Source organism: Flavobacterium cupriresistens (assembly GCF_020911925.1).
GTDB lineage: Bacteria > Bacteroidota > Bacteroidia > Flavobacteriales > Flavobacteriaceae > Flavobacterium > Flavobacterium cupriresistens.
This window is the reverse complement of sequence record NZ_CP087134.1, coordinates 2,831,053-2,843,389: the sequence shown is the minus strand read 5'-3', so window position 1 is coordinate 2,843,389 and position 12,337 is coordinate 2,831,053. Positions and strand designations below refer to the sequence as shown.

Below are 12,337 nucleotides of genomic sequence, written 5' to 3'. Positions count from 1 at the left end.
TCCTTCAAAGGTCAAAAAGGGACAAAAGGACAGAGGTTGAAAAAGCAGACAAAGACTTGGTCGCTTTGTATTATCCCGAACTACTATGTGACACAATAAAACGTCTTTTATTTCACTAGCACTTTTTTTGTAAGAATAATAGAAAAAAGTAAAAATCAACCCACCACACTCAAACCTTAAATAATAATATCATAATTAACAAAAACACCTAAAATAATTCAAATTTTAACCTATAACGGTTTCGTAAATGAGAATACAGCATCACAATTAGCCAATAGAGTTGTGAAAAATAATGTAAGACTGAAGTAATTTAGCACCATAGAATTAGAACTATTAATCTAAAAAACAACAGTCATGAAAAAGATTTTAAAATTAAGTTTAGTATGTGCAGTGCTTTTCACAGGAATGAGCTCTTATGCAATCGACGGGAATGAAGATTTTAATCTTCATGTATTAAAAGCAAACGGAAAACAAATTACGTTTGCATTGAATCAGGTTAAGAAAGCCCATTTGGCGATCTATGACAAAGAGAATACTCTTATTTATTCTGAAAATGCTTCGGGCACAGTTGGAATTTTGAGAACTTTTAACCTGGAAGAATTACCGCAAGGAACGTACTTCTTAGAAGTGGAAGATAATGCAAAAAAAGTAAGACATGAAATTACAATTACGGATGACACATCTGTTTTATCCCGAAAAGCAGTTTCATCTGTTTACAAAACCGGTTTGTCTGCCAAAAACAGCAGCATAGCGGTACGTTAAAAAACATACCTATTATCTGGTATAAAAATGTTTTTATATTGTTAGTTATATAAAACGATTGTTTAAGAAACAGCTCCTTGTTAATCATTGAGCTGTTTTTTTATGCAGAATGTTATTGAATATTTCACAAAAGCCTAAGCGAGCCTTGTGTTTCATTTTTTAACCGCAAGGGGGGCGAAGTTTAATTATGGTATAGTAAATCCTTTTAAATTTTGTACCTATTTTTTTTCACACAGATTTAGCAGATTAGACTGATCTGCTTACCTCTTATAAAAAATCTGTTCAATCTGCTAAATCTGCGTGAAAAAGAAAAACTTTGTAACTCTGAACCTCTAAGCCTATTTCCAAAAGCCTAACCCCTTGTGCACTTAGCGTTCAACACAAATAAAAGCCTTTGCGGACTTTGAGATTAAACTTCCTAATCGCAAAACCCACAAAGGTTTCGCAAGAAACACAAAGAACAATCTTAAATGAGCTTTTATCACTTATATGGTTAAAAAAAAATATCGCTGTTCTTTTTTGTATCCCGTCACAGATTAAAGGATCAAAATGATTCACTAATCTGTGCAAATCTTTCTAATCTGTAGCAAAAAATAATTCGTACCAATTCGATCAACGGAGCAGTTATTTTTGTCAGAAATTACATGATTTCAAAACATAATTCGTAGTGCTTTTTTTCATTTGAAAAATTATTCTTAATAATTTTTAAGATCCTGATTTGTACTGCATTAAAAAAAAACACCTACAAAAACATCCGGAAATCCAGTAATGACGTACATAGTTCGCACAAAACACCGAAAGCGTTTTAATTCAACTACTTATGTCTTTTAAAAAAATATTTTTTTTATATGAAATTCAATTTCTATTTGTAGTTTTGCGCGGTTCACGATTTAAATTTAAAAAAAATGACAAGATTTATCAAATTAGGCTTGGTTGTAGCCGTGTTTTTAACAACTGTATTTACTTATGCAATTGATGGAAAAGGGGATTATATCTTGTATATAAAAACCGGAAATGGAAAGGTAGTAAGCTTTACTATAAACACCGTTGAGAAATCAAGTTTTTCAATCTTCGACGTAAATAATAATTTAGTCTATACAGGAACTTCTGCTACAGATGAATTAGAAATTTCAAAAACATTAAGTTTAGAAGCTTATCCAGCTGGAACTTATACCTTGGAAGTAACTGAAAATGGTAAAATCACAAAGCATGAAATTACGGTTTCAACAAAGAAAACAAAAACCGTTAAACTTGACGAATCTGTAAATAAAAGTCCAGCATTCCGTCGTTAATTTTTTGCCTGAAAAAACAAAAGCAGCTCTTTACGGAGCTGCTTTTTTTGTTTACCACAGATTTTTATTTTACAATTACAGTATAATTAATGTCTGTTGTTTGACTTTTATAATAAGAAACAGCGATATCCTTAATGGCATTTACTCTTTGCTTTTCTAAACTAACTTCGTCGTTGTATTGTTTCATTTGAAAATCCCATTGTTTCTTTTCCTCCGCGTTCACTTTTGTTTCTACGGTTTTCGCCATAGTTTGTGACTCTTTAAAACAAGGGGAAGAAGGATCAATTTCAGCTAAAATATTCAACGCTCCAACATAATCGTTTGTTGCGATTGTTGTTCTCGCTAATTGCATTTGTTTCGCACAATTATTTTTCTGAAAACCTTTGTACGCTTCAATTGCTTTCACCTGAACTTGGCTATAACAACTCACAGCGTCAGGAATTGACATCAGTAAACCTAAAGCCTGTTCATATTGCTGCGTTTTTACAAATCCATCCGATTTTTTAATAAGCTCAGTGCATTTGGTTTCGTAATATTGAAAAATTTTCTTTTTACTCTCCTCAATAAACTTTTTGTAGCCCGGATCGTTTGTTGCAATTTTAGAAATCGCATTGGTGATGGCCAATTCTTTACTACTTCCACTCCCTTTGATTGCTTTGGTAATAGTCGAAAACAAAATATTGCTGTCTACTTGTTTCACAAACAAACTAAAATCAATAGTAACAACTGTTATATTTTGCATTCCGCCTTCCACAACATTAGTTTCGTTAACGGCAAATTTCGGATAAATCACAAAATTATTACCATAACCCGAATCCGACAAACCTGAACTTGTCACGATCTGAGAGATTTTTGTATCTAATTTTGAGAGTTGAGAATCGCCTAAATCCTCCATGTATTCAGGTACCACTACCGAAAGAGAAATTTTTCCGATATCATTGGTTGTTTGTGCTTTTGCCATTAATGAAAAAAGCCAAACAATTAGTATAAAGTAAATATTTTTCATCTCTATTTATTTAATTGTGATGTAAATAGTACTGCTTTTAACATCTTTTGCCGGTTGCAATCCTAATCCTTTGAAGAATTTAAAAAGCTCAAGCGCAAATTTATTTGGATTGTAATTATTACCCGTTGCTTGATCCTTTAATGGGATTTTAACATCGTCAAGTATCATTTTCAAGTCAGTTGTTCCCTGAATATGATAATTGTTTTTAAAGGCATTTTTTTCCATCCAGGCCTCGATTTGGTCAGATAATGGTAAACCATCAGAACCAATTTCCGACGCCATATTGTGCTGTGAACCCGCATCAAAACTAATGTCTACAATTACAGACTTACCATTATTTACAATGTCTGTAAATTTGGCTTGCATAACATTAAGAAAATCCTGAATACAACTTTCAACCGCTTTTGAGGCTAATTTGTTGTAATCTTCGGTGTAAAATCTTCCGCTTTCTCCAACTTTATTCGCCAATGAATTTCCGGTTGATGCTTCATAAGCCGTCAAAATTAACTTAACCGAATTTCCCGAACTTGTATTGTCAATGATAACTTCTGCCTGCACATAAACATCTGCACCGGACATTTGAATAATCTGCGACTTAATATCCGTTTGATTATCTGAGGTAAAAACGTGATTGTCTTTGGCAGCTTTTAATTTTGCAATAAAATCTACAGTTGTAAAACCTCTGCTGTCAAAACCTTCCTTTATTTTTGTTATGGCAATTCTTTTGTTTGGATCATCTTCTAAAACAGTCCTCAAATCTTCCCCTTCTCTTGTATAAGGGATTACCATTATTTTGGGTTGAACTGTTACTACTTGCCCACCGCTATTTGTTGCAGGATTTTGACTAAATGCAAAATTTGTAACGCATAACGTTACAAATAAAATCATATAATTAATATATTTATATTTCATAAATTTTATTTTAAAATCCAAACTTGCGGATTATGTTGTTTTGTTCAAGGTCTGTTCGCAATGCCGCCAGATTAACTTTGACATCTAAAGTCAGACTTTTTGCCCCTCCCTTTTGTTTTGCAAAATCGCTTACCGGAATACTCGACATAAAGAAAGTTTTATACCTTTTTTGAGTATAAAATTTTTCAAAATAGGTTTTATGCTTTTCGATCTCTTCTGACTCATGAGTTCCAACTAAGGCCGACTTCTGCTCTGATTCCGGAAGTCCTCTAAAAAGCAATACGTTAATCGCATTTTTTTCTGCTTCACTAATTGCTTCCATCTCATTTGAACCATTACCAATGGTTCGCATTGTAATTGTTCCTGCGTTTCCTGAAACATAATTAACCTCAGAAGTTGGAAGTATTTTTTGACTACAGCTATACGTGAATGAAATTAAAATCAGAAGAACTAAAACACCTATTCTTTTTGATAAAGTCATGTTGTACTTATTTTACGATTAGTTTACACGTCAATTTTTCTGCCGCATTAAATCTTGACAAAATTTCTTTCCCGCCGTCAGAAACAGCACATTCAGAGAAATCATTTCCGGCTACTTTAACCACTTTTAATTCTCCGATCTGAGATGGGTAAGGCTTACCGTCAATCAATTCGTTTTTTTCAACGATTAATTTGTCTCCTTCTTTAAAACCAAATTCTTTACCACCTGAAATTAAAACAACAGCAGCTGATTCTTTTTTTACGGTCAGGACTTTACTGATTTTTGTTGTTAACGGAAAGGTTTTGATAAAATACTCACTCAATTTAGGTTCAATAGACTTCAAAGCTTCGTTCACAGCACTTTCAGGTGATAACATCAACGGACTAACAGAGGTTTGAAAACTTTCTGCCTCAGTAGTTTGTCCTGTTTCTACTTCGTTTACTTTTAGCGTAAAAGCAACACTTGATTTGTAACCGTTTACACTACCGTCTGTATTTTTTATCGCGTAAACACTCATTTTTAGTATATTCCCAATAATCATATTTTGGGCCGCCAAAGCAACATCTTGTTTGGCAGTGTTTTTACTATCAAGAAAAGCTTCCGTTTTTTGAAACTCCAATTCCTCTTTTACTTTGTCATAACTTGTTCTGTCAACAACGGTAAAACGTCTTGTATTAGTAACAATCTGAACTACTTTTTCGGCAACTGCTCCCGAATATTTAGAATCTACTTCAGACGTAAAAGCAGCAACACCTACAACCGGTTTCGTTGCTGCTTGTGAATAGCCCACAAGGCTATTCAAAAGCAGTACTAAAAGAAAATATAAATTTCTCATATAATTAATAGTTTCCTGATGATTTCAAAGTAGAAATTAAATTGTTTACCACTTTTAAGTTTAAGTTTAATTCCGGTAAAACCAAAGCCATTACGTCTTTTGAAAAGTTTAATGATTTAGCTCCTTTTGGTGCTTGCATCATTCCAGCTCCTTTTAAATCTGTTGAAGCAGTAGCAACAGTTGCTGATGCCTCCGAAACTGTTTTGATTTGTGTAGCAATATTTAATCCTAGAGCATTAAGTTCGTCTAAAGTTGGTTTTTTAACGGTTACATCTGCAACACCGTCAACAGATTCTCCAACTGTTCTTTTGTACATTTCAGGAATCAATACATTTAATTCTTTTGAAGAAGTTAACATTTGTGATGAATTTGCTGCAAGTCCATCAACGCTTGAGATACCTGAAGGTTTTGGTGCAGATAATTTTTCCAATTTAGCTTTACGTTCTTCAGCATCTTTTGATTTCATTTCTGATTTCAAAACTTCACGTTCTGCTTTTAATTCGTCTTTTGTTTTGGCTTGTGCAAAACAGTTTTGTTGCATTACTAAAATTAAACCTAGGCAAATTGCTGCTTTGTAAACTAATTTTGTTAACATAATTCTTTTGTTTTTTGTTTTGATTTCCTTACTCTTTAGGATTTTCAGTTACTCCCCGTTTATTTAAGTGGTGTCTGAACTCCACCCTTATTTTGGCTAAACTAGGTATTATCTTCGGAATTTTTTTACGGTTTTCCACATTCTGGCTGTTTTAAATTTTATTTTTTAATAAAACTTAACTTACCGCAACATAAACAACTATTTTTTTGGAAATAAGTGATCACTTTTATAAAGATCTGATTATCCGAAACTACCCATAACAAAGGGGCTCGAAGAGCTATTAGTGCAAGTTTAAGGTCTCTTAATTTTTTATTATCAACTACATTCTATATGTAAGTGATCGCTTGATAAAGAGAAGTATTCTTTTGAAAATAAAAAAGGTGGGGAAATAATCCGGATTTGAATAGCCGTTGGTTTTAACCAACGGTCATGTATGTTTGAGTCAGGGGGTTTTAGCCAAAAAAAACTAAGAGTAAAGTTTTGGCTAAAGCCTTGCAGCTGTAACTTCTTAATCCGTTGGTTAAAACCAACGGCAATTCAAAAAGTACAATATTATTTAAATGTATGACGGGTATATTTGAAAAAAAATCTGCAAAATCCGCAGAATCTGCGTGAAAAATGTCTTAACTTAATGACTTTGGGCGCGAACGTCCCGCTCATGTACAACGATTTAATTTCAATTCTGTTATATAAACTTTGAGTTCACGAACAGCAAACTAGTGCCGGCAAAAGATTAACGACTACTATTTACAATCGTAAATTGAATAAACAGCAATCCACATACCACGATTAATAAATATATAAATCCCTTAATATCATTAATCTCTCGGTCTTCTTTCAGAATTAATTTTCTGAATTTTTCTGAAACTAAAACCAAAATCGAGCTGATCAGAACCAGACCAACAGCCAGGTTCATACCTATTCCAATTGGAAAACCTTCTGGTTTCTCTTGCAGAAAAAAAGGAACAATATCATATAAAAAAAGAAAATTCCAAGTCACAACAAAAAATAGAACAGCGCCTTTTTTTATTGGAAATCCTCCCTTGTTTTGTCTTTCTATAATTTCAAAATCATGTTCGCTTAATTCTGAGTTTGTGTTTTCTAAAAATCCTGTATTCTTAATTTCATTAAGTACCGTCTCTAGATTTTTAAAAGTCCAGAATATAACTTCTGAATTGTATTTTTCGACCCTGTGTTTAATTTTTATTCCATTTCCAATTATCGGAATCGAGGTATAGGCTTCTATAGAAATGATATCTTTTGGTAGAAAAACCAAATTCCCCACAATAGAAGCATTAATTTTTAAAACATCTTTATCAACATACAAATTAGCAAGCGGATAACTTGCGTTTGCTTTACCTATTCTTGCTCCTCCGGTAAGGGTATATTTTTCGCTCATCAATTATTATTTTTATTTGTATCAATCTGTCGTTGGCGCAGGCACAATGTCATTAAGTTAAGATATTTTTTCACGCAGATTCTGCGGATTAGGCGGATTTTTTTTATTTTAATCTGCTAAAATCTGCGTGAGACTATTTTTGATAATCCATAATATAATGACATTGGGCACGAGCGTCCCGCTCTTATACCGTTTCTAGTGTCCGAAAAAATCAGTAATAAATATCTAAAACAATCTTCTTATCAGAAGCATCAATTAGCTTCTCGATTCGTTTATAAAACCTTTCATTGACCATTGGACAACCGTAACTGTTGCAAATCGGGGTATCTTGTTCCTCATACGGAACCTTACTATACTTATGCAAAACAATATTTCTTAAAAAGGCATTGTCATTTGTCTTGTCTAAACCATGTAATTTGTATGCCTTTCCGAAATCTCCGTTATAACTATACCCAATGTAATATTTTCCTAATGATGTAGAAAGTGAATTATTGACATTGCTAAATTTCAATTCTCCTTCAACTTTTGTTTCAGATCCCGAACCGTGAGCCACTAAACCTTTATCAATTACTCTATTATTTTGTAAATCATAAACAAAGAATCTGTTCTTTCCCGAACTAATTTTCATGTCGATAAAAAAGGCAGTTTTGTTACTGTATTTAGAATCACTCGCAACTAGTTTTTTTACTGCACTAACTCTTTTGGTAAATTTATTGTCAGCTTTTTTATCAAAAACTTTCTCTTCTTTAGGATTCTTTACAAATAATATTATACCAAATAGCACAATTATAAGAATTAGCAAAGAGAGGATTATTTTACGCATGATTTTATATTACAGAAGTCGAAATATACTATAAATTAACTTTATAAAAATAAAAAATTAGTCGCATAAACATTCTTCCCTTAAAAAAAATGTTCTGAAATTAACTGTAAATTATTTCTTATAACCGCTTTAAAAAATCGATAAAACGAAAAAAAATCAGCCAAAAAACAAGTTATACTACTGATTTAGATATATTTGTAAACATAAGAATACCAAAAAAAATATTCAATAAAAAATGAGAATCAAAACTACTATTTCAAATTAATACTATGCAAAAAAACCTTATTGTTTTACTGGTATTAATTGTATTTTCATTTCGTGCCGCTGCGCAAAATCAAACTGTTTATATCACGGATAAAGTAAGCGACAAATATGCTTATGTTGACGTCATAAAAACATATGAAAAAATCGCTGCAAAAGGCTATAAATCAATAGACTTATTTCAGAAACTAGGAGATTCGTCTTATTCTCGCAATAAATTAGAAAAAGCTGCTGTGTGGTACGATCAATTATTTGCCATGACATCAGATTTAGAGGCTGAATATTATTACCGTTATGCAGAATCTCTAAGGTTTATTTGTCAAAATGAAAAAGCCGACGCTGTTATTAAAAAACTGCAAGGCAGATCTAAAACATCAATTAAAAAGAAGGTTTAATTTGTTTTTTGGACTTCGCGATCTGTTTTGTTTAAAATTTTGCTTTTAAATCCATTCTGTCATGAAGGATTCTTACTATTTGGATTTCAAGATTTTTAAATGTTCATTTGGATCGAAATCCTCCACTCTTCCACTATTTATTCCTTGCTGAATAGCATTTTTTAAAATTGAAAGTCTGCTTTCTTCTTCTTCCAAAAGATGTAAACCTGCCCGGACAACTTCACTGGCATTTTTAAATCTGCCATTAGAGAGGCTGTCTTCTATGAAATTTTCAAAATAACTGCCCAATGATATGGATCTGTTCTTTCTCATGAGATTAAAATTTTGAGTAAAATTAGAATCAATTCTAAAAGTTGTGGAGAAACAAAAATCTCGCGAAGTCGCAGAGTCGCAAAGCTAAAAAACAGCTTCCAAAAAAGCTGTTTTTATAAATAAATCTCAGTAGAGATTATTATTTTCCTTTTAATAATTTTTCTAAATATTCGATTTTGTCTTTTTCGGATTGAAGCAAACGTTCGTAGAGCTTTTTATTTTCTTCTACTGTCTCTATTAATTTATCTAACGGATTGAAAGTACACTGATTGTTATTCCCAAAATGACTGTTATTTACCGCTTCATTAAAACTATTGAAATAATTAATCGCAGCTTCTTCGGAAAAATTCTTAATGGCTTCAACCGTCACACCAAGCGCTTTTGCTACTTCAATAAGTTTTTCCTCATCAATCGTCTCACTATTTTCTATAGCCGATATAGCTTGTTGGTTTGTTCCTAAAGCTTGCGCCAAAGCTTCCTGTTTCATATCACGAAGTTCACGAATACGGCTTATTTTGCGCCCTATATGATTTGGTTTTGTTAGTGTGCTCATAATTCAAAGATAATAATTAAGTGTAATAATTGGTAAGATGTAAAAAACATATTTAGCGATGTACAATACGACCAAAAATGATTTAATACAGTAGAATCTTTTTCTTTCTTCGTCAAGTTAAACAAATGTACGATTTTTCTTTAAAAAATAATAAAACGTTTAACAAAACATAAACTAAAAATATATGCCTTATGGAAACAAATGAAATTAAAAATTTAGAGTATCTTAAAAAATTAGCTACCGAGCATTTTCAGACCTTAAAACCTGTAAATGACCAATCCCAAACCTACACGGCACAGATTAGAGTTCTTAACTATTTCGAATTGGGTTGTGTTATTACCGATCTGCTAAAGTTATGCATTTTAGCACTTCATCATAACAGGCATAAAATTTCAGAAAATAACGAAAAGGAATCTGTTGATGTTGCACTGCTTTTAGAAACCGTGCTCTCTCTGTTTCCTTTGGATGAGTTGGAGTTTTTGAGTTATGTTAGGGAGATGGTTGATGGGGATTTACATCTCAAATCGTGACAAATAGTCACGGTTTCAAACTTGACCAATATTCTTCAGGGTAGTTTTTCAGAGTTGACTACAATTTGTAGTCAACTCTAAACCCTGCTAGTGCTCAATGCCATTGAGTTAAGGGTTTTCAAAAAAACTCACGCAGATTTTAGCGCAATGAAAAAAAAAATCTGCAGAATCTGCGTTAAAAAAGATCTTAACTCAATGGCATTGCGTGCGAGCTGAGTTTTTAAATTGTGGCTAATAATTTAATTTTATTAATAAAATTCGTATTTTTTCATGTGTTTCCTTTTTAGTGGTCAAAATATTCTTTATCATTGCATTTTTACAGAAATCATGGAAGAAAAATCAAGAAGAAAAAGAGTTCATATTAAACCTGCTTCTAAAGGTGATATTGTAATTGATATAGAAGAATATAAAGAAAATTGCTCTTCTTCTAATGCAAAACATGTCGGAAGTCATTCTGAAAAAATTATAATTAATTTTTGGGTCGACAAGCACTATTCTGATCGAGACCAACATGGTGAAGATGATGGAACAAAAAGGGAGGATATTGGTTTATTGCACATTCAACCCTTAATTCAAAAAGCTTTACCTCATTTACTATATTATTCATTAAAACATAAATCATTTCATTTTATAAACCACCCACCTCCAGGACATAGAGCCTTGAGGGTCGTTTTAAAAGATCAATTTAATAATGAAACAACATTAAATATAATAGCTGAGTATCATTTCTTTGATACAAATATCTATGAAGTTACTGTTGTAACTGCGATGCGAAAAGAGGATTTTACAATTTCTGTTGGTCAATATGAATTAATATTTGATAAAAATCAGTCAACATTAAACTTAAAGAATGGAAACAACATTATGTTTATAGACCAATTCGAAGCATCATAAAATACTATAATCAAAGCAATTACTATAGTTATTAAATATCAAATTCAGTTGTTATATTTTACAATCTGCATTAAATTTGTTATTTAAAGAAATAACTGGGACAGAATACAAATTTGGGAAGCCAAAAGGCAGAATGCGTATTTGGGTAGTTCCAGCAATATAAAAAGAAGCTTCTAAATTTAGAAGCTTCTTTTGTTTCAAAACATTAATTGAGAAACTTTTTAATTTATCCTCTGCCAGTGCAAACGTCTGACTATTCAGAGGCAAAGAGAGAATTATTTTAATGATTTTTTTAAGACTTCGCGTAGCAATTGCAAACACTTCGTGGAGCTAGGTACTAATTGACTATAATATTTCCCTGAGTATCATAGACAAATTTCCATCCTGTTTCTTTTGTTGAGACATCGTCATGGTAATAGGAAGTCTCTGTATACTTTCTAAAATTATTTTTGGAAAGTGAACGATAAAAATATTCTTCTACTAATTGCATCCTCTTAAACGGATTATAAGAGGTATCATATTCTTCAAAAGTCCTTACGATTTTTCTTCCATCGCTCTTTCCATTATGTAACTCTGTATATTCTGTCTTCGTCAGGTTATTCTTGGCGTCGTAATAGAATTTCTCCGAAAATGTCAATATAAAATCGGTTTCATCATCCGGGTAGTAGGTCATATTTGGATAACTCGTTACGACCTCTGTAAGTTTTCCGTCTGAATATTTATAAACTAGCTTTTTGGAATTAATGGCAATACTATTTGGCACTTCTTTTTCGACAATGAGATTAGCACTGTTTAATGTATAATAGATCGTGCCTTTAGCAACTGCATATACATCTGAATCATAAAAATTTTCAACAGTAACCTTATTATTGCTGTAAACAAAGGATGTATATACCTTATTTGAAAAAATTCTGTCAAAACCAGTATTAGAAGAAATAGCTAAATAGCCGCCCACTTTTTTGGTTAATCTTTTGCTATTGTCGTATTCAAAATTAAAATTAATCTCCTGAGAATTAATCGCAAGACCAGTATTAGTAGCCCCATCAAATTTTATTTGTTTTACCAATGGATCGCTGTTAGTATCCGTTGCGTCATCTTCATTACTGCTGCAGGAAAAAAATAAGATTCCAATAAATAAAATTGTAAATAAATGCTTCATATCAAGTCTCTTTGTTTTCGTTAATTCGTCAGTAAATATAACACCGTTTGAATTTAATGACCAAAAATTGATCGCTTAATAAATGAATGTTTTTCTAATTGCTTTGTAACTATTTCAAGTTTATTCTA

At 32.0% G+C, this 12,337-nt stretch carries 15 protein-coding genes; 5 read left to right on the top strand and 10 right to left on the bottom strand.

What is annotated here, in order from left to right; translation table 11 throughout:
• The first annotated feature begins 354 nt into the window (after positions 1-354).
• Both LNP23_RS12205 and LNP23_RS12200 read left to right on the top strand, forming a co-directional pair.
• On the top strand, positions 355-762 hold the full coding sequence (locus tag LNP23_RS12205; RefSeq protein WP_230005105.1) for a T9SS type A sorting domain-containing protein: 408 nt from the start codon (positions 355-357) through the stop codon (positions 760-762).
• Positions 763-1,667: 905 nt separating this feature from the next.
• Positions 1,668-2,054 (top strand): T9SS type A sorting domain-containing protein, encoded by a 387-nt coding sequence (locus tag LNP23_RS12200; protein ID WP_047775656.1) that lies wholly within the window; start codon positions 1,668-1,670, stop codon positions 2,052-2,054.
• A 64-nt stretch (positions 2,055-2,118) separates the two neighbouring features.
• Here LNP23_RS12200 and LNP23_RS12195 read toward each other — a convergent pair whose 3' ends face one another.
• From LNP23_RS12195 to LNP23_RS12165, 7 genes are all read right to left on the bottom strand, one after another.
• Complete coding sequence (locus LNP23_RS12195) at positions 2,119-3,060, bottom strand: hypothetical protein (RefSeq protein ID WP_230005104.1); 942 nt, start codon at positions 3,058-3,060, stop codon at positions 2,119-2,121.
• Positions 3,061-3,066: 6 nt separating this feature from the next.
• On the bottom strand, positions 3,067-3,972 hold the full coding sequence (locus LNP23_RS12190) for a DUF6175 family protein (protein ID WP_230005103.1): 906 nt from the start codon (positions 3,970-3,972) through the stop codon (positions 3,067-3,069).
• 10 nt (positions 3,973-3,982) lie between these two features.
• Positions 3,983-4,453 (bottom strand): hypothetical protein, encoded by a 471-nt coding sequence (locus LNP23_RS12185; RefSeq protein WP_230005102.1) that lies wholly within the window; start codon positions 4,451-4,453, stop codon positions 3,983-3,985.
• Positions 4,454-4,460: 7 nt separating this feature from the next.
• Positions 4,461-5,288, bottom strand: coding sequence for a penicillin-binding protein activator LpoB (locus LNP23_RS12180; protein WP_230005101.1), 828 nt, complete (start codon positions 5,286-5,288; stop codon positions 4,461-4,463).
• A 4-nt stretch (positions 5,289-5,292) separates the two neighbouring features.
• The gene (locus LNP23_RS12175) at positions 5,293-5,883 is read right to left on the bottom strand and encodes a hypothetical protein (RefSeq protein ID WP_047775651.1); all 591 of its coding nucleotides are present in this window, start codon (positions 5,881-5,883) and stop codon (positions 5,293-5,295) included.
• Positions 5,884-6,616: 733 nt separating this feature from the next.
• Positions 6,617-7,282 (bottom strand): hypothetical protein, encoded by a 666-nt coding sequence (locus LNP23_RS12170; protein WP_230005100.1) that lies wholly within the window; start codon positions 7,280-7,282, stop codon positions 6,617-6,619.
• A gap of 211 nt (positions 7,283-7,493) precedes the next feature.
• The gene (locus tag LNP23_RS12165) at positions 7,494-8,105 is read right to left on the bottom strand and encodes a murein L,D-transpeptidase catalytic domain-containing protein (protein ID WP_230005099.1); all 612 of its coding nucleotides are present in this window, start codon (positions 8,103-8,105) and stop codon (positions 7,494-7,496) included.
• A 269-nt stretch (positions 8,106-8,374) separates the two neighbouring features.
• On the opposite strand from LNP23_RS12165, the gene LNP23_RS12160 reads away from it, so the two are divergent.
• The gene (locus LNP23_RS12160) at positions 8,375-8,761 is read left to right on the top strand and encodes a hypothetical protein (RefSeq protein WP_047775645.1); all 387 of its coding nucleotides are present in this window, start codon (positions 8,375-8,377) and stop codon (positions 8,759-8,761) included.
• A 75-nt stretch (positions 8,762-8,836) separates the two neighbouring features.
• Here the strand turns inward: LNP23_RS12160 and LNP23_RS12155 are convergent, their stop codons facing one another.
• Entirely contained in the window at positions 8,837-9,073 is a 237-nt protein-coding gene (locus tag LNP23_RS12155; RefSeq protein ID WP_230005098.1) for a type II toxin-antitoxin system ParD family antitoxin, read from the bottom strand.
• Between the two features lie 139 nt (positions 9,074-9,212).
• Positions 9,213-9,626: a helix-turn-helix domain-containing protein gene (locus LNP23_RS12150; protein WP_230005097.1), complete on the bottom strand. Its 414-nt coding sequence runs from the start codon at positions 9,624-9,626 to the stop codon at positions 9,213-9,215.
• 191 nt (positions 9,627-9,817) lie between these two features.
• Here LNP23_RS12150 and LNP23_RS12145 point away from each other — a divergent pair, with 191 nt between their 5' ends.
• Both LNP23_RS12145 and LNP23_RS12140 read left to right on the top strand, forming a co-directional pair.
• Complete coding sequence (locus tag LNP23_RS12145) at positions 9,818-10,156, top strand: hypothetical protein (RefSeq protein WP_230005096.1); 339 nt, start codon at positions 9,818-9,820, stop codon at positions 10,154-10,156.
• A 327-nt stretch (positions 10,157-10,483) separates the two neighbouring features.
• Entirely contained in the window at positions 10,484-11,050 is a 567-nt protein-coding gene (locus tag LNP23_RS12140; protein WP_230005095.1) for a hypothetical protein, read from the top strand.
• Between the two features lie 337 nt (positions 11,051-11,387).
• On the opposite strand, the gene LNP23_RS12135 is transcribed toward LNP23_RS12140, so the two are convergent.
• Positions 11,388-12,209, bottom strand: coding sequence for a hypothetical protein (locus tag LNP23_RS12135; RefSeq protein WP_230005094.1), 822 nt, complete (start codon positions 12,207-12,209; stop codon positions 11,388-11,390).
• Between the last annotated feature and the right edge of the window lie 128 nt (positions 12,210-12,337).